Origin of the sequence: Bariatricus sp. TF06-38A, from assembly GCF_027690675.1 — a bacterium.
Taxonomy (GTDB): domain Bacteria; phylum Bacillota; class Clostridia; order Lachnospirales; family Lachnospiraceae; genus Allocoprococcus; species Allocoprococcus comes.
Genome location: NZ_JAQFCE010000003.1, coordinates 231,579 through 250,267, shown reverse-complemented (window position 1 = coordinate 250,267; position 18,689 = coordinate 231,579). Strand labels below are relative to the sequence as shown.

The window sequence follows — 18,689 nt, the reverse complement described above, 5'->3', positions numbered from 1 at the left end:
CCATTTTCCTGTCAGAGATACGCCCTTCATGCATTCCCTGCTCTTTTTATAATCTTTCTGCAATCGCTTTAATAAACCCTTCACTGTTCAGTACATGTACCTCCGGAAGAGTTGTGATCATTGCCAGATCCTTTGTCATATAACCCTCTTCAATCGTATCAATCGTTGCTTTTTCCAAACGGTCTGCAAAATCCATCAGTTCCTGGTTCCCATCCAGTTCTCCTCTCTTGCGCAAAGCTCCTGTCCATGCAAAAATTGTTGCAACAGAGTTTGTTGAAGTCTCTTCCCCTTTCAGGTGTTTATAATAATGACGCTGTACTGTTCCATGTGCAGCTTCATATTCATAAAAGCCTTCCGGTGATACCAGTACAGATGTCATCATGGCAAGTGAACCAAATGCTGAGGAAACCATATCACTCATCACATCCCCGTCATAATTCTTACATGCCCAGATATAACCACCCTCTGACTTCATTACACGGGCTACCGCATCATCGATCAGTGTGTAGAAATATTCAATTCCCGCTTCGTCAAAAAGGTTCTTATACTCCGCATCAAAGATCTCCTGGAAGATATCTTTGAAAGTATGGTCATATTTTTTGGAAATGGTATCTTTTGTTGCAAACCAAAGATCCTGCTTTGTATCCAGTGCATAACTAAAACAGCTTCTTGCAAAACTTTCAATCGATGCATTGATATTGTGCATTCCCTGGATAATACCTGCTCCATCGAAATTATGGATCAGCTCTCTTGTCTCTGTTCCGTCAGGTGCCGTGTAGACCAGCTCTGCCTTTCCAGGTCCCGGAATCTTCATCTCGGTTCCTTTATATACATCCCCATAAGCATGACGGGCAATCGTGATCGGCTTCTTCCAGTTCTTTACACATGGTTCAATTCCTTTTACCACGATCGGAGCACGAAATACCGTTCCATCCAGAATCGCACGGATTGTTCCGTTCGGACTCTTCCACATCTCTTTGAGTCCATATTCTTTTACTCTTGCCACATTCGGTGTAATGGTCGCACATTTGACTGCTACTTTGTACTTCTTTGTTGCATTAGCCGAATCAACTGTAACTTGGTCATCTGTCTCATTGCGGTGTTCCAATCCAAGATCATAATAATCTGTCTTAAGATCGATATACGGCAGAAGAAGATCATCTTTTATCATCCTCCAGAGAATTCTGGTCATCTCATCTCCGTCCATCTCAACAATCGGTGTCGTCATCTGAATTTTACTCATAACTTCGTCTCCTTTTTGGCTATTTTTCTTCGATATGCAGGTTCTCCATAACATGCATAATATGGATCGTTGCCAGATTGCCGGCTTTTTCCGCGTCCTTCGCCTTGATGGCATTCAGGATCTCGTTATGCTCACCAATCGACTTGATCGCACGCTCTTCTGTCTTAACGGAAGTCCTTCTTGCAAGCTGTACATATTTGTGAAAATCTGAAAGCACATGATCCAGAATCCTGCTCTGTGATGCCTCATACAGAATCTGATGGAATCTTCCATCCAGCTCTGTCAGCTGATCGGAATGTCCTTTATCCATATGATACTCGGATAAAAGAATGATCTCATCCAATTCTTCCAGCTGCTCCTGTGTAATATGTTCTGTTGCCCAACGGACGCATAATCCTTCCAGCATGGAACGAATCATATAAATATCATGTACATCCTTATCGGAAATACCGGTAACATAAGCTCCTTTATTTGGGATGATGTTCACCAGTCCCTCCAGTTCCAGCTGTCTAAGTGCCTCTCTTACCGGTGTACGGCTAACTCCAAGTTCCTTCCCCAATGTTGCTTCCCTGAGTTCGTCATTTTCTTCATACTTACCTTTCAGAATGTCATCTCTGATGGTCTGAAAAACCTGACTTCTCAATGAATACTCTTCCATTTTATCTCTCTCCTGAATTTCGTTAGATTGTAATCCCCTTTTCGTCACAGATTCTCTCAATCTCCCGGATCAGTTCCTGATCTGTGAGTACGGTCACACGGCCGGATTCATATTCCGCGTCAACCCACTTCTTCAATTCTACAACTAAAATGGAATTCTTGTCTACCTGTTTCTCATTTTTCAGGTGATAATATGTATTTATCCAGTGTGCAATACCTGCAAGACCGGAAGTATTTGACACAGCAACCAGCGGTGGACGGTTCAGAAACTTGCCGGTATCAAACACATTGTAGATTTCTTCGTTCTTTAACAGTCCGTCTGCATGGATCCCCGCACGGGTTACATTGAAATTCTTTCCGACAAACGGGGTACGCGGCGGAATCTGGTATCCAATCTCTTTTTCATAATATTCTGCCAGTTCAGTAATCACCGTTGTATCCATACCATCCAGCGTTCCGCGAAGCTGCGCATATTCAAAAATCATCGCTTCCAGCGGCGTATTGCCGGTACGTTCACCGATTCCAAACAAGGAACAGTTCACACCACATGCTCCATAAAGCCAGGCCGTTGTTGAATTGTTGACTGCCTTGTAAAAATCATTATGTCCGTGGAATTCGATCAGTTCACTCGGTACACCTGCATGTACTCTGAGTCCGTAAATGATACCCGGAATGGAACGAGGAATCACAGCCCCCGGATAGTTGACTCCGTATCCCATTGTATCACAGACACGGATCTTCACCGGAATCTGATATTCTTCCATCAGATGCATCAGTTCCAGACAGAATGGAATGACAAATCCATAAATATCCGATCTGGTAATATCTTCCAGATGACATCTTGGACTGACACCGGTCTCCAGACATTCACGTATAACTGACAGATAATGTTCCATCGCCTCTCGTCTTGTCATCTTCAGTTTATAAAAAATATGATAATCCGAACAGCTTACCAGAATTCCGGTTTCCTTCATTCCCAGATCTTTTACCAGCTCAAAATCCTTTTTATTTGCACGGATCCAGCTTGTGATCTCCGGGAACTTATAACCTCTTTCCATACATTTATATACAGCATCCCGGTCTTTCTTGCTGTATAAGAAAAATTCACTCTGACGAATCTTCCCCTGCGGACCTCCAAGCCTGTGCATATAATCGAAAATGGTTACAATCTGATCCGTTGAATAGGGTGCTCTCGACTGCTGTCCATCCCTGAATGTCGTATCCGTGATCCAGATCTCATCCGGCATACTGTGCGGTACAATACGATCATTAAACGCAATCTTCGGAATCTCATCATAATGAAACAGGTTCCGGAACACATTCGGTGTGTCCACGTCTACCAGCGGGTACATATGCTCCTCAAGTTGCAATAAATTTGTATGCTTATCCAGATAAACCTTCCTATTTTCCATAACCGTCACTCCCTGACCTGTATTTTTGTATTATTGTATACAACTATACCTTCGATGTCAACCCCATTTTCCTCATTTCGTGACTTTAACACAGTATTTCATTCAATTAAAGTGCTAATTGGTTAAATTTCCATATTTTTTCATCTATATCTCCCGTCTTTAACAAGCACCCAATCACATTTGCAGTCTCTATCCCCTCTCCCTCACTATGAAGCAGTCCTGCCCTTTTTACCAATACCGTTCATTGGCCGGGCGAGAAAAAGAATCTCTTTCAATCCTATTTTGTGCAATGGAGATGAAACTCAAAAATTATGGAAGCCTCTGCTGACATAATTTTCGCCTTCAGAGGTTCATCGGAATGGTTTGCACAACCTGGATTGGAAGAGATTCTTTTTCTCGCCCGCCCTAACAACCTTATTTTCAAAAAAAGACAGCCTCATCCCTCACCAGGGGATAAGACTGTCCTCTTAAACATTCTAATATAACTTCGCACTGATCAGCTTCGGTCTGAACCCGGCTGCCTCCAATGCCGCAATGATCCGGTTCTTATGATCGGTTCCAAATGCTTCCAGTGTCACACGAAGCTCCACAGCCGCATTCCGGTTAATACTTACAAACTGATTATGTTCCAGTTTGATCACATTTCCCTGCTCTTCTGCAATCGTCTGTGCCACTTTTACCAGTTCACCCGGTTTATCTGGAAGAAGTACCGATACAGAGAAGATACGGTCTCTCTGGATCAGCCCGTGCTGTACAACTGAAGACATGGTAATAACATCCATGTTCCCGCCACTTAAGATAGATACTACTTTCTTACCTTTCAGATCCAGCTGTTTTAAAGCTGCAACGGAAAGAAGACCGGAGTTTTCTACTACCATTTTATGGTTTTCCACCATATCAAGGAATGCTCCGACCAGTTCATCGTCTTCTACAGTTACGATCTGGTCTACATTTTCCATGACGTATGGGAGGTTCTGTTCCCCGACTTTTTTTACTGCTGTACCATCTGCGATCGTGTTGGCACTTGGAAGTGTTACGGTATGTCCTGCTTCGATTGCAGCAGTCATACTTGCTGCTTCTGCCGGTTCCACACCGATCACTTTGATCTTTGGATTCAGCATTTTTGCAAGTGTAGATACACCTGTGATCAGTCCGCCGCCCCCGATCGGTGCAAGGATATAATCAACGGTCGGGAGTTCCTGGACAATTTCCATTGCAATCGTTCCCTGTCCGGTAGCTACATCCAGATCATCAAACGGATGTACAAAAGTATATCCGTACTCTTCTGCAAGCTCATAGGCCTTTGCACAGGCATCGTCATAGACATCTCCGTGTAAAACAACCTCGGCGCCATAGCTTTTGGTACGGTTTACCTTGATCAGCGGAGTGACAGTTGGCATAACAATCGTCGCCTTACATCCAAACGCTTTTGCCGCATATGCCACACCCTGCGCATGGTTTCCTGCTGAAGCTGTGATCAGACCTTTTGCACGATCTTCCTCAGAAAGTGTGCTGATCTTGTAATAAGCTCCTCTTAATTTGTATGCACCTGTGTACTGCATATTTTCCGGTTTCAAATAGACCTTCCCCCCGGTCTGGCTACTGAGATACTCACTGTAGATAAGCTTTGTCGGACGTGTCACACGTTTTACGATCTCGCTTGCTTCTTCAAATTTTTCCAATGTCAGCATATTATTATTCTTCTCCTTCTTCCTTCTTTTCTTCTGTTGTAAATAATGCCTGTACAAATTCGTCGGAATCGAATTTCTGCAGATCATCGATTGTCTCACCGACACCTATATATTTAACAGGAATTCCAAGCTCTGCCTGAATTGCAACTGCAATTCCACCTTTGGCCGTTCCATCCATCTTAGTCAGGATAATTCCTGTAATATCCGCAACATCACTGAATTCCTTTGCCTGTGAAAGTGCATTCTGTCCGGTCGTTGCATCCAGAACGACCAAAGTTTCCCTGTATGCTTCCGGATATTCTCTTTCCAGCACACGGTTAATCTTCTTCAGTTCCTCCATCAGGTTCTTTTTATTGTGAAGTCTTCCGGCTGTATCCACCAGAAGGATATCTGCCTTTCTCGCTTTTGCAGCCGCTACCGCATCATAAACGATGGCTGCCGGATCTGCACCTTCCTGTCCGCCGATCAGATCTGCATCCGAACGATGTGCCCATTCCTTTAATTGATCGCCCGCAGCTGCACGGAAAGTATCTGCTGCAGCAAGCACAACTTTCTTGCCCTGACCTCTCATCTTACCGGCAAGTTTTCCGATAGTAGTCGTCTTTCCGACTCCATTTACTCCGATCACCAGAACAACAGAAGTCTGGTTTTCAAATTCATAAGCTGTCTCGCCTACATCCATCTGCTCTTTGATACTGTCGATCAGGAGCTGTCTGCACTCAATCGGCTCTTTGATATGCTGTTCTTTTACTTTTTTACGAAGATCATCAAGAATCGCGTAAGTCGCTTTTACCCCCAGATCTCCCATGATCAGAACCTCTTCCAGTTCCTCATAAAAGTCCTCATCTATCTTTGAAAATCCATGAAAAATACTGTCCATTCCAGACACGATATTATCGCGCGTCTTGTTAAGTCCTGCTACCAGACGCTTAAAAAATCCCATTTTTTCTTCTGCCATCATATCCTCCTATCCACTACTTTGTAAGCTCATCTTCCAGAAGATCCACAGATACCAGCGTTGATACCCCTTTTTCCTGCATAGTGATCCCATACAGCCGGTCTGCCGCTGTCATCGTACCACGACGGTGTGTAATGACGATAAACTGTGTATTTTTCGTCAGCTTGTGCAAATACTGTGCAAATCTCGTGACATTAGAATCATCCAGTGCCGCCTCGATCTCATCCAGCAGACAAAACGGGGAAGGTTTCAGATTCTGGATTGCAAACAGCAGCGAAATCGCCGTCAACGCCTTTTCTCCACCGGAAAGCTGCATCATATTCTGAAGTTTTTTACCCGGCGGCTGCGCAATAATCCGGATTCCGGCTTCCAACACATCCTCATCATCCATCAGTTCCAGAGTTCCTTTTCCACCACCGAACAGTTGTTTAAACACCTGATTAAACTCCTGGCTGATCTTTGCAAACTGCTCAGTAAACTGCTTGCGCATCGCCTCGTCCAGCTCTTCAATGATCTTCTTGAGCGTTGCTTCTGCCTCTACCAGATCATCATGCTGCGTTTTCATAAATTCATACCGCTCGGAAAGATTTTTAAAATCTTCGATCGCATTGACGTTCACCGATCCGAGTTTCCGGATCTCCGTCTTTAATTCCTGGATCCGCCTTCGCATCTCGGCAGGATCTGTCAGACTCTCATCCCGGATTTCCAATGCATGATTATACGTCAGTTCGTACTCTTCCCACATATAATTGATCTGCTTTTCCAAAGCTTCCTCGTAGCCTTCTTTCTTGCTGGTAAGCCGGAAGGATTCTTTATCAAGCTCTGCCATATGAGCTGCCAGATCTTCTCGCTTTTTCAGGAATGCCTTATGCTTCTGATTCAGTTCTTCCCGCTTTTTCTGCGATTCTTCGATCTCTTTGTTGATTTCCTCAAATAATTCCTTTGAATTCTCTATCGTCTGCCGGATCTCGGTAATCTGTGCTTCTTTTTGCTCTATTTCACCGTGATTCTCTCCTTTGCTTGCATTTAAAGTGGCAAGCTCTTCCTGGAATTTTCCCATCTCTTCCCGGATACGGACAAAATTCTCCTCGATAAAATCTTTTTTCTGCTCCAATGCAGCAAAACTGAGGTGAATATTTTCATTTTTGCGCACTTCTGTCGCTTCTGCCTCACGCTCTTTTTCCAGCCACTTCTGTGAGCTTTCCATCTGGCGTGTCAGCTCGTCCTCCAGTTGCTGGCTGGTCTCCAGTTCCATTTTGATTGATTCTTCGTTTTCCTCGATCTCATGAACCTGTTCTTCCAGTTTTTTGCGCTCCGCATAAATTCCTTCTGAATTTTCTCTGGTCGCATTTTGACGGCTTTTTACCTGGTCCAGATTCATCTTCGCAGTATTTTGAACCACATAGTCATTCTGCAATTCCTGCTGGATCTCTTCCACCTTTGCATACAGCGCCGTCCGCTTCTCCTTTGCGGCCGCAACTTCTGCTTCCGATTTCTGGAGTTCTGTTTTCAGACGCACAACCGTCTTTTCCAGTTCTTCAATCTCACGTCTTCTGCTGAGCAGATTACTGGAATTCTTAAATGCTCCACCACTCATTGCTCCGCCAGGATTGATCAGATCTCCTTCCAGCGTAACGATACGCAGAGACTGACGATACTTTCTTGCCAGACGGATCCCGATATCAATGTTGTCTGCCACAAGCGTTCTTCCAAGAAGATGCTCTGCAAGAGATGTGAATTTATCTTCTACCGTTACCAGCTTATCCGCCGTGCCGATCACCCCCGGCTCGCGAAGGGCTTCTGCCCTGACAAATCCCTGTCCCCCACGAATCGCTGTCAATGGAAGGAAAGTTGCACGTCCATACCGGTTCTGCTTCAGATAACCAATCATTTTTTTTGCAGTCTCTTCGTCTGCAGTAACGATATTCTGGATACTGCCTCCAAGTGCGATCTCCACCGCAGTCTCATATTTTTTATCTACTTTGATCAGATCCGCCACAACCCCCAGGATTTTCGGCTCACGGCTTTTCTGCTCCATCACACGACGGATACTGTTCCCATAACCATCGTAACGCTCCGTAAGGTTCCTCAGAGACTCCAGACGAGAGTACTCCCTGTGATAAGCATTCTGCCTGTTTCGCAGGTTTTCATTTGCCTGTCCGATCTCTTTTTGCAGTCCGGCAATCTCTGTTTCATAGTTTTTGATCTGTTCTACAGAATCCGTGATCTTCCCTGATACTGCTTTCAGTTCTTCCGTATACTGCGCGGCAAGTTCCTGTTGCCTCTGTACATCACTCTCCGCTTCTACCAGACGTTTGTAAAGCAGTGCCCGGCGTACCTTGATCTGTTCAAGCGTCGTTTCATAATGCTGCAGCTTTGCCTTCGTGGATGCACGGTTATTCAGAAGCTCACGGATATCGTTCTGATTCTTTTCAATCTCCACTGTCATCTCTGCAATCCGGCTCTGCAGGGCAGTCAGCTCCTCTCCTGCCTGCTTTTGTCTCTCAGATGCAGCTGCAAGATGTCTGTCGATCTCTGCTTTTTCTTCTTCCAGTTCGGATTTCTGCCTTTCACGGTTTGCAAGCTCTGCCTGAATATCGTTTGCGCGTTTTTCATAGTGTTCATCATTCATACGGACACTGTTGATCTGCTCTTTTAAAAGCTCGATCTGGTTTTCCAACTGCTGCTTCAGAAGTGTTGTCTCATTTCTCTGGCTTTTTGCATGCTCAATTCCGGCGTCGATCTCATCTACTTCCTGCTCGATCTTCTCATACTGTGCCTTCATATCTTCATGCTTTTTGCCGGCTTCAGTGAGTTCATCCTGCGCAATCTTCAGCTTCTCATCGTTTTCCCGGATCTGCCCCTTCAGACGTTTCATCTCCACCAGGAACATATTGATGTCATAATGCTTCAGTTCTTCTCTCTTTTTCAGATATTCCTTCGCTGTCTCCGACTGTTTCTGAAGCGGACCAAACTGCTTTTCCAACTCTCCCAAAATATCATTGACACGGACCAGATTGCTCTGCTCTTCTTCCAGTTTGCGAAGAGATAACGCCTTGCGGCGCTTAAATTTGACAATCCCGGCCGCCTCATCAAAAAGCTCTCGTCTCTCTTCCGGCTTACCGCTCAGGATCTTGTCAATCTGTCCCTGTCCGATGATCGAATATCCTTCTTTTCCGATACCTGTATCATAAAACATCTCATTGATATCTTTGAGCCTGCAGACACTGCCATTGATCAGATATTCACTTTCCCCCGAACGGTACAACTTTCTTGTGACTTTAACCTCTTCAAACTCCACCGGGAGTTTGTGATCTGAATTATCCAGTGTGATCGCAACCGATGCGTAGCTGAGGGGTTTCCGGTTTTCCGTACCGGAAAAAATAACATCCTGCATCGTACCTCCACGGAGCTGCTTCACCTTCTGCTCTCCGAGTACCCAGCGGACGGCATCCGCCACGTTACTTTTCCCACTTCCGTTCGGTCCGACGATTCCGGTGATCCCGTTATGAAATTCAAAGACAATCTTATTTGCAAAAGACTTGAATCCCTGTACTTCAATACTTTTTAAATACATGCTTCACCTACTGTACCTTTCCTTCTTTCAGCTTCAGGATTGCCTGATAAGCCGCTTCCTGTTCGGCAGCCTTTTTGGTCCTTCCGATACCACATCCAAAGGCTTCTCCGCCGATCACAACCTCTACACGGAAGGATTTATTGTGGTCCGGTCCCTCTTCTCCTACCAGCTGGTAGACAATTCCTTTTTCCTGACCGCCCTGTACCATTTCCTGCAGGATAGTCTTGCTATCATAAAAGAGCCGTTTCCCTTCCAGGTCGTTTAAAATATATTTTAAAATAAACTCTTTCGCATTAGCAAAACCACCATCCAGATAAATCGCACCAATCAGTGCTTCCAATGCATCCGAGGTAATAGACTCTCTGAATCTTCCACCGGTCGCGTCCTCACCTTTCCCAAGCAACAGATAACTTCCAAGTTCCAGATCCCGCGCACAAAATGCAAGTGCCTTCTCGCATACCATGCTTGCTCTTAACTTAGTCAGTTCTCCTTCCGGCATTGTCTGGTTCTCGAAAAAAAGATATTCGCTTGAAATCAGTTCCAGAACAGCATCTCCAAGGAATTCCAGACGTTCATTACAGTCTGCCTTCTTCATATGCTTTTCATTCACATAAGAGCTGTGCGTCACAGCATGTCTGAGCAAATGGCTGTCCTTGAAATTGTAGCCGATTTTTTCTTCCAGTTCCTTTACATTTCTGCTCATGATTGCTCCTCCAATTTTAAAAAAGGACACTCCCCAAAAATGGGGATGTCCCCTGTAATCATTTTCCCTAGTTAACAGCGTTCTTGATCTGTTCTACAGCATCACCTACTGTTGCGATCTTTTCTGCATCTTCATTTTCAATTTCGATATCAAATGCATCTTCAATTCCCATAATAATCTGGAAAATATCAAGCGAATCAGCTCCCAGATCATCTACAAATGTAGTGTCCATCGTAATTTCATCCGGGTTACATCCCATCACATCAACAATAATGTCTTTCAGTTTTTCAAATTCCATAATTCTTAATCCTTTCTGAGCTTATTCCTGTGCGGATTTTTCTTCCGCCTGAATACATTCTTTGATCTTTTCATTGATTCCTTCTTCTTTGAAGGTTACGCACTGCAAAATTGAATTGCAGACTTCTTTTGCCTTGGAACTGCCGTGTGTCTTTACTACCAGACCGGTGAGTCCAAGCAGTGGTGCTCCACCGTACTCACTTGCGTCAAAATCCTTCATAGTCTTTTTCAGCACCGGCTTAACCAGAAGTCCACCGATCATGCCGCGGAGATTCTGCTTCATACCACCTTTAATCTTGCTTACAAGAACCGATGCTACTCCTTCATAGAGTTTCAGAATCACGTTGCCGGTAAATGCTTCACAGACGATAACATCTGCCTGTCCGTGAGGGATTTCTCTCGCTTCAATGCTTCCGATAAAGTTAATATCCTTACATTCTTTCAGCATAGGAAAAGTCTCCTTGACCAGGGCATTACCCTTTTCTTCCTCAGCTCCGATATTGACGATCGCAACCTTCGGATTCTTGACTCCCATAATATGTTCCATATAGATCGAACCCATCTTGGCAAACTGCACCAGATGTGAAGGTCTTGCATCTACATTCGCCCCACAGTCGATCAAAATGGAGAATCCTTTTTCTGTCGGGATCAGTGGTGCAAGCGGTGGCCTTTCCACCCCTTTGATACGTCCAACCAGAAGCTGTCCCCCGGCAAGAACCGCACCGGAACTTCCTGCTGAAACAAAAGCGTCAGCTTCTTTATCCTTCACCATCTTAAGACCTACCACAATGGATGAGTCTTTCTTTCTACGGATCGCCATAACCGGCGGTTCTGCTGTCTCAATTACTTCCGATGTATGAACAACCGAAATCTGTTCTTTATTATATGTGTACCCGGAAAGTTCCTGATTGATGACATCTTCTTTTCCGACCAGGATCACATGGATCGCATCTGACTTCCCGACCGCCTCGACCGCACCTTTGATGATCTCATGCGGTGCGTTGTCTCCGCCCATTGCATCGACAACAACTTTTGTTATTTCTTTCATACTGTTACCTCCCAGCATTACTAAACCAATTCTACTAGACATGACCGTAAAAATCAATAATATTTAGCAGATTTAGGAAAATTAGAAAAAAGAAAAGGAGTTAAGCAATACGCCTAACTCCTGTACTATAGCCTTTTTTAATTAGTTTTCTACAGTAACGATTTCTCTCTTGTTGTAAGATCCACAAGCTTTGCAAACTCTGTGTGGCATCATAAGTTCTCCACATTTGCTGCATTTCACCAGATTCGGTGCGCTCATTTTCCAGTTTGCTCTTCTCTTGTCTCTTCTTGCTTTAGAAGATTTATTCTTTGGACAAATTGACATAGGTTACACCTCCTTAAAATTCTTGTAAAGATCGCGGATAACTGACATTCTAGGGTCAAGACTGGTGTCTTCGCAGTCGCAGCTTCCCTCATTCAAGTTCTGACCACATACACTGCAAATCCCTTTACAGTCTTCGCTACATAGAACTTTCATCGGCCACCCTACTAAAATCTCGTTATAGAGCAGCTGCTCCACATCAAGATGATATCCGTCAATGTAATTCGCTTCATCGGATTCGCCATCATCTTCTCCGTCTGCCAGAGCTGTATTCACCTGCTTTTCAAAGGAAAGCGTGAAATCTGTCGGTACATCTGTAAGACATCTGTCACACGGAATGATTACCGTAAGACTTGTCTCACAACTGATATGAAGTTTTTTTTCGCCGGCATACTCGACATGAATATGCACAGGCTGTGTCCGGCTTACCGGAAATCTGCTTCCGTTCACCTTCACTTCTTTCATCTCAGTGCCGACCACTTCGTCAATGGACTTATGCGGTTCAGATAAGACTTCGGACAGGTCAATTAACATAATTCTTTCTCCTGTTCACACCTAAACTATTATACCATGTAAATTCTTTTTGTCAAGGATGATTTACAGATTTTAAGGTTTTTTCTAATTTCTTCTGTTATACAAGTGCAACTGTCTCTCTTGCAATTGCAAGTTCTTCGTTTGTCGGAACTACAAGAACTTTCACTTTGGAATCTGGTGTAGAGATTACGATCTCTTCTCCACGTTTTCCATTTGCTTCTTCATCGATTGTAATTCCAAGATATCCAAGATAGCTGCAGACTTTTGTTCTTACAAGTGCACAGTTCTCACCGATACCTGCTGTAAATACGATATTATCAACACCGTTCATTGCTGCTGTGTAAGCACCAACATATTTTGCTACTCTGTATGCAAATACGTCGATTGCAAGTTCTGCACGCTTGTTGCCTGCTTTTGCTGCTGCCTCAAGATCACGGAAGTCGCTGGATACACCGGATACACCTTCCACACCTGATTTCTTGTTCAGGACATTCATAATTCCTGCAATGTCAAGGTTTTCTTTCTTAGCAATGAATTCCATGATCGCCGGATCAATATCTCCGGAACGTGTTCCCATTACAAGACCTTCCAACGGAGTAAGTCCCATAGAGGTATCTACTGATTCTCCGTTAAGCACTGCTGAAACAGATGCTCCATTACCAAGATGGCATACGATCGTCTTTGTTGCGTTGTATGGTTTTCCAACAATCTCAGCTACTCTCTTAGATACGAAGCTGTGGCTTGTTCCGTGGAATCCGTAACGTCTTACTTTGTATTTTTCATAATATTCATATGGAAGTCCATACATATAAGCTTTCTCAGGCATTGTCTGATGAAAAGCAGTATCAAATACAACAACCTGTGGTGTGCCCGGCATCAGACTTTCACAAGCTTCGATTCCGATTAAGTTTGCCGGATTGTGAAGTGGTGCAAGGTCATTGCACTCTGCGATCGCAGCTTTTACTTCCGGTGTTACAACTACAGATTTTGCAAACTTTTCTCCGCCGTGAACAACACGATGTCCGACTGCTCCGATTTCGTCAAGGCTCTTAACAACACCTGTATCTGCATCTGTCAGCGCGTCGATTACGAACTGGATTGCTTCTGTATGTGTAGGCATAGCCTTTTCAGATACATTCTTCTCGCCACCTGCCGGCTGATAGGTAAGTCTTCCGTCAATACCGATTCTTTCGCAAAGACCTTTTGCGAGAACCGCCTCCGATTCTGAGTTGATGAGCTGGAACTTCAGTGATGAACTTCCGCAGTTGATTACTAATACATTCATTGATGTTTCTCCCTTCTGGTACTAGAATTTTCTTTATTAGAACTCACACTCTATTCTTAATTATACTCCTTGCACACATTGTATACAAGTAATGTTATTTTTTTCACGTAATATTTTCCAGTACAATGTTTTTTGCACAAAAACTCTTTTTATAGTATAATCTTTTCACAAACAACACAAAGGAGATTTTAGTTAAAAGTATGAAAATCGTCGGTATCATCGCAGAATATAATCCGTTCCACAACGGACATCAGTATCATATAGACCAGGCACTTCAAAAAACGGGGGCAGATGCGGCAGTTGTCCTTATGAGTGGTGACTTCGTCCAGCGTGGCGCCCCTGCTATCGCGCCAAAGCATTTGCGGGCAAAAGCTGCCCTTCTTGGCGGTGCATCACTCATTCTGGAACTCCCGGTCCTTTTTTCCTGTGGCAGTGCAGAGTTGTTTGCAAGAGGTGCCGTTTCTATTTTTAACAGTCTTGGCTGTATTTCCTATCTCTGCTTTGGCAGTGAGTGTGGCGATATCAAAAAACTCAATCGGCTTGCCCGGATTCTTTCCGAAGAGCCAGAAGTCTACCGGCAGCTCCTGCAGGATGAGCTGCGAAAAGGCCGACCGTTTCCGCAGGCACGCCAGACTGCTCTAAGTGTCTATACAAAGGATCCGTCCCTTGCCGAAATCCTGTCCTCACCAAACAATACCCTTGGGATTGAATACTTAAAAGCGCTCCGGTATTTCAAAAGTCCGATCCAGCCTTTCGCAATTCCCCGCGAGGGATCCGGCTACCACGATACTGCCCTCTGCGAAACCTTCAGTTCCGCAACTGCGATCCGCAACCGAATTCTGAATCCATCTTTACCAGAAGATGCTTTCTCATCCGTCGCAGGACAACTTCCGCCCGCTTCTTCAGATCTGCTGCGAAAGAATTACCAGTCCTCACTTCCGGTTACCCAGGATGATTTTTCGCTCCTGCTAAAGTATCGACTGCTCTGTGAGAGTGCTTCCTCTCTGACCGATTACCTTGATGTCAGCAAAGACCTCGCCAACCGGATCATCAATCAGAGAAATGATTTTGCTACCTGGAGTTCCTTCTGCGATCTTCTGAAAACCAGAGAGCTTACCTACACCCGGATCAGCCGCGCCCTGCTGCACATCCTGCTCGGCATAGAAAAGGACACCTTCCGACATGAGCCTCCTTTCTGTTTTGCAGAAGATTCCGGCAACATTTCCGGCAAAGCCAAAAAAGAGCGGTCATCCACATCCGCCCTTTATGCCCGCGTACTCGGTTTTCAAAAAAAAGATACTCAAATTCTTAAAGAGATCAAAGAGTATGCCACCATCCCTCTGATCACAAAGCTCGCAGATGCCAGAGATCTCACCTCCGCCACCCAGGTCCTCCTGAACCTGGACATTTTCGCATCAGACCTGTATGAATCCATAATTACCGAGAAATTTGGCACACCTTTTACAAATGAATACCAGAAGCAGTTGCAAATTATTTAACCCTTCCCCTTTGTCAAAAAAGAGACTTTTTGCACATCACTACTACGCATGTTTGTGCAAAAAGTCTCTTTCTCATTTAGTTCACATGAAGAATTTTGGTAAGAGTCACCGCCCTGGCTCCAGGTCCGATATGGCATGCCACACTCAACGACAGTGGATCCATCCGGATTTCAAACTCCGGAAATGCTTCATGAAGCTCATCCAGCCATTCCTGTGCCTCCTTGCGGTCTCCTGTGTAAGCTGCATCCAGATACAGATCTTTTTTTCCATCACAATCTCCGAATTCTGAAGTACGAATCTCATTAATTGTCTTGATCATCGTCTTCTTTGCACTCTTCCATCCTCTTGACTTTGCAAACGCATCCAGCTTTTCTCCTTTAAGACGGAGAACTGGCTTCAGGTTCAGAACCGTTCCAATCGCTGCAGCTGCCGGTGTAAGTCTGCCGCCTTTCTTCAGGTATTTTAAAGTATCTACTGTAATATAGATATCACTGTCCCACTGGATCGCTTCTAACAGTTCTTTAATTTCTGCCGCGCTCTTTCCAGCATCTGCAAGCTTTTTCGCCTCTTCCACCGATCTTCGCTGCGTAACAGAAATCCGGTGATTATTTACGACCTGTACTTTTCCATCATAGTCCTGGGAAAGCATGATTGCAGTCTCACATGAACTGCTAAGACCGGCTGACATCGGAATATGTACAACCTCATCATATTCCTCCAGCGCCTTGTCCCACATATCCATTACATCTCCGGGAGCCGGTTGGGAAGTCTTAATATCTGCATCTCCTGCCAGTTTTTCATAAAACTCCTCCTGCGTGAGTGTGATATCCTCGTAAAACAACTCCTCATTGATATAGAATGGCATCGGAAGTACGTAAATTCCCATTTCCTTTCCTTCTGCCTGTGTAATTCCACTGTTACTATCTGTTACAATCGCAACTTTCCCCATGCTCTCTTTACCTCTTTCTAATTTTTAAAACTATGTATCGGTGCAGGAATTCTTCCCTTTCGATTCACAAATGCACTGCAGTCAAATTCATTGACCGGCATGATCGGCGCATATCCCAAAAGACCACCAAACTCTGCCATATCTCCAACATCCTTTCCAACTACAGGTATCACACGAACCGCCGTTGTCTTCTGATTGACCATTCCGATCGCCATCTCATCCGCAATGATCCCGGAAATCGTAGTAGCTTTCGTCTTACCCGGAATAGCGATCATATCAAGTCCTACCGAGCAGACACAAGTCATCGCCTCCAGCTTTTCTATACAAAGAGATCCGGCATTGACTGCATCGATCATTCCTTTATCCTCACTGACCGGAATAAAAGCTCCGCTTAAACCTCCTACATAGGAAGACGCCATAACGCCACCTTTTTTCACCTGATCGTTCAGCATAGCAAGTGCTGCTGTTGTTCCTGGTGCGCCAACTCTCTCAAGTCCGATTTCTTCCAGAATCTCCGCTACTGAATCGCCAACAGCCGGTGTCGGTGCAAGTGACAGGTCAATGATTCCGAACGGAATACCAAGCCTTTTGGAAGCTTCTCCGGCTACAAGCTGACCAACCCTTGTCACCTTAAATGCGGTCTTCTTGATCGTATCACAAAGTTCCTGAAAGCCCTCGCCACGACATTTTTCAATCGCTCTTTTTACAACACCAGGTCCGCTGACACCGACATTGATCACGGCATCTCCTTCGGTAACACCTAAAAAGGCCCCTGCCATAAACGGGTTATCATCCGGTGCATTACATAAAACTACAAATTTTGCACAGCCAATCGAATCCTTGTCCTTTGTCGCCTCTGCTGTCTCTTTTACAATCTCGCCGCAAAGACGGACTGCATCCATATCAATACCAGTCTTTGTCGAACCTACATTGACCGAACTGCACACACGCTCTGTCTTTGCCATTGCCATCGGAATGGAACGGATCAGGAGTTCATCGCTCTTTGTCATTCCCTTGGATACGATTGCAGAGTATCCTCCGATAAAGTTTACACCGACTTCCTTTGCTGCTTTATCCAGTGTCTCTGCGATCGTCACAAAATCCTCTGGTTTTTTGCAGGCTGAACCGCCAACAAGTGCAACCGGTGTAATGGAAATCCGCTTATTAACGATCGGAATTCCAAATTCACTTTCGATCTTCTCTCCTGTCGATACAAGATCCTTTGCAAGTGTTGTGATTTTTTTATATATCTTTTCATTCAGTCTGTCCAGATCTGAGTCAATACAGTCCATCAGACTGATACCCAATGTGATTGTTCTTACATCCAGATTTTCTTCTTCGATCATCTGGTTTGTTTCTACTACTTCGTAAAAATTAATCATAGCAGTTCTCCTTACACTCTGTGCATTTTTTCAAAAATCTCTTCTCTCTGACAATGAATATTGACACCGATCTGTAAGCCGATATCACGAAGTTCTACCGCTACGATATCCAGTTCTTTTTTTGAATTTTCCACATCTGCAACCGCCATCATATTAAAATACCCATCCACGATCGTCTGGGAAATATTTAAAATATTGATATTGGTCTCTGCCAGGTATGTACATACTTTCGCAATAATTCCGACCGAATCTTTACCGACTACTGTAATAATGCATTTCTTCATTCTGCCTGTCCTCCTGAATCTAATTCTGCATACTTTCTTTTTCTAAACCTCGATCACTGCAGACACCTGATCCCTTTTTGCAACTGCGATCGGTATATCATCCCCCTTATACGGGTTCTGCCCCAAAGTGACCTCCAGCTTGACAGTCTCATATGCAAGTTCTTCGTAATTATTCTCCTTGCTCAAATGCCCCAGCAATACACTCCGCAAGTTATTGTGTAGTATATCACAAAGAAGCCGTCCTGACAATTCATTTGATAAATGTCCTCTGTCCCCAAGAACTCTCTGCTTCAGGTAATACGGATAAGGACCGACTTCCAGCATATGTATATCATGGTTAGATTCCAGAAGAACCGCATTTAAATCCTTCAGGTTCTCTACCGTATATTCATCGTATTTTCCAAGATCCGTTGCTACCGCGATCTTCTTTCCATCCTGCTCAAAGCGGTAGCCGCTCGGTTCATTTGCATCATGGGAAATAGCAAATGGATGCACGTCAATATCACCCAGCTTAAATTCTTTATCTACCTGGATTTCATGGTAAAGTCCTTCCGGCATTTTCCCGAGATTTTTATAATCACGGATTCCCCGAATCGTTCCCGGTGTTCCATAGATCGGGATCTCATATTTTCTGCTGAATACACCAAGTCCCTGAATATGATCTGCATGTTCATGGGTAATCAGGATTCCATCCAGCTCTTTCCCTTTTATTTCAAGTTCCTTTAAGCCTTCCTCAATTCGTTTTTTGCTGATTCCTGTATCTACAAGCAGATGCGTTCGATCGCTCCCCACATAAATACAGTTTCCGCTGCTGCCACTGGCAATGCTGCATAATCTCATCTTGTTTCT

General features: G+C 44.4%; 17 protein-coding genes. 1 reads left to right on the top strand and 16 read right to left on the bottom strand.

Features of this window, described 5'->3' with window-relative positions; all coding sequences use genetic code 11:
* Positions 1-46: 46 nt before the first annotated feature.
* The 12 genes from PG418_RS05020 to PG418_RS04965 form a co-directional block, all read right to left on the bottom strand.
* Positions 47-1,243 (bottom strand): NADP-dependent isocitrate dehydrogenase, encoded by a 1,197-nt coding sequence (locus PG418_RS05020; protein WP_498837149.1) that lies wholly within the window; start codon positions 1,241-1,243, stop codon positions 47-49.
* Between the two features lie 19 nt (positions 1,244-1,262).
* Complete coding sequence (locus PG418_RS05015) at positions 1,263-1,901, bottom strand: GntR family transcriptional regulator (protein WP_055248874.1); 639 nt, start codon at positions 1,899-1,901, stop codon at positions 1,263-1,265.
* A gap of 22 nt (positions 1,902-1,923) precedes the next feature.
* Positions 1,924-3,312: a hydroxymethylglutaryl-CoA lyase-like TIM-barrel protein gene (locus tag PG418_RS05010; RefSeq protein WP_215633646.1), complete on the bottom strand. Its 1,389-nt coding sequence runs from the start codon at positions 3,310-3,312 to the stop codon at positions 1,924-1,926.
* 476 nt (positions 3,313-3,788) lie between these two features.
* On the bottom strand, positions 3,789-5,003 hold the full coding sequence (gene ilvA / locus PG418_RS05005; RefSeq protein ID WP_008372180.1) for a threonine ammonia-lyase: 1,215 nt from the start codon (positions 5,001-5,003) through the stop codon (positions 3,789-3,791).
* Positions 5,004-5,007: 4 nt separating this feature from the next.
* Positions 5,008-5,961: a signal recognition particle-docking protein FtsY gene (ftsY, locus tag PG418_RS05000; RefSeq protein ID WP_022219882.1), complete on the bottom strand. Its 954-nt coding sequence runs from the start codon at positions 5,959-5,961 to the stop codon at positions 5,008-5,010.
* A 16-nt stretch (positions 5,962-5,977) separates the two neighbouring features.
* A complete protein-coding gene (smc, locus tag PG418_RS04995) occupies positions 5,978-9,538 on the bottom strand; it encodes a chromosome segregation protein SMC (RefSeq protein ID WP_498837148.1) in 3,561 nt (1,186 codons plus the stop codon).
* Positions 9,539-9,545: 7 nt separating this feature from the next.
* Complete coding sequence (gene rnc / locus PG418_RS04990; protein ID WP_022219880.1) at positions 9,546-10,241, bottom strand: ribonuclease III; 696 nt, start codon at positions 10,239-10,241, stop codon at positions 9,546-9,548.
* A 67-nt stretch (positions 10,242-10,308) separates the two neighbouring features.
* The gene (acpP, locus tag PG418_RS04985; protein ID WP_008372189.1) at positions 10,309-10,539 is read right to left on the bottom strand and encodes an acyl carrier protein; all 231 of its coding nucleotides are present in this window, start codon (positions 10,537-10,539) and stop codon (positions 10,309-10,311) included.
* Between the two features lie 21 nt (positions 10,540-10,560).
* A complete protein-coding gene (plsX, locus tag PG418_RS04980; protein WP_022219879.1) occupies positions 10,561-11,586 on the bottom strand; it encodes a phosphate acyltransferase PlsX in 1,026 nt (341 codons plus the stop codon).
* Positions 11,587-11,727: 141 nt separating this feature from the next.
* Positions 11,728-11,910, bottom strand: coding sequence for a 50S ribosomal protein L32 (gene rpmF / locus PG418_RS04975; protein WP_008372209.1), 183 nt, complete (start codon positions 11,908-11,910; stop codon positions 11,728-11,730).
* Positions 11,911-11,913: 3 nt separating this feature from the next.
* On the bottom strand, positions 11,914-12,441 hold the full coding sequence (locus PG418_RS04970; RefSeq protein ID WP_055156626.1) for a YceD family protein: 528 nt from the start codon (positions 12,439-12,441) through the stop codon (positions 11,914-11,916).
* Between the two features lie 97 nt (positions 12,442-12,538).
* Positions 12,539-13,726, bottom strand: coding sequence for an acetate kinase (locus tag PG418_RS04965; protein ID WP_008372212.1), 1,188 nt, complete (start codon positions 13,724-13,726; stop codon positions 12,539-12,541).
* Between the two features lie 200 nt (positions 13,727-13,926).
* Between PG418_RS04965 and PG418_RS04960 the strand changes: the two genes are divergently transcribed.
* Positions 13,927-15,225, top strand: coding sequence for a nucleotidyltransferase (locus tag PG418_RS04960; protein WP_498837147.1), 1,299 nt, complete (start codon positions 13,927-13,929; stop codon positions 15,223-15,225).
* Between the two features lie 76 nt (positions 15,226-15,301).
* Here the strand turns inward: PG418_RS04960 and PG418_RS04955 are convergent, their stop codons facing one another.
* The 4 genes from PG418_RS04955 to PG418_RS04940 are packed head-to-tail and all read right to left on the bottom strand — an operon-like array spanning position 15,302 to position 18,680.
* Entirely contained in the window at positions 15,302-16,174 is an 873-nt protein-coding gene (locus PG418_RS04955; RefSeq protein ID WP_498837146.1) for a DegV family protein, read from the bottom strand.
* Positions 16,175-16,191: 17 nt separating this feature from the next.
* Positions 16,192-17,556, bottom strand: a complete 1,365-nt coding sequence (locus PG418_RS04950) for a PFL family protein (RefSeq protein ID WP_055248324.1) — start codon at positions 17,554-17,556, stop codon at positions 16,192-16,194.
* Between the two features lie 11 nt (positions 17,557-17,567).
* On the bottom strand, positions 17,568-17,840 hold the full coding sequence (locus PG418_RS04945) for an ACT domain-containing protein (protein ID WP_022219876.1): 273 nt from the start codon (positions 17,838-17,840) through the stop codon (positions 17,568-17,570).
* 42 nt (positions 17,841-17,882) lie between these two features.
* Positions 17,883-18,680, bottom strand: a complete 798-nt coding sequence (locus PG418_RS04940; protein WP_022219875.1) for an MBL fold metallo-hydrolase — start codon at positions 18,678-18,680, stop codon at positions 17,883-17,885.
* Positions 18,681-18,689: the final 9 nt, after the last annotated feature.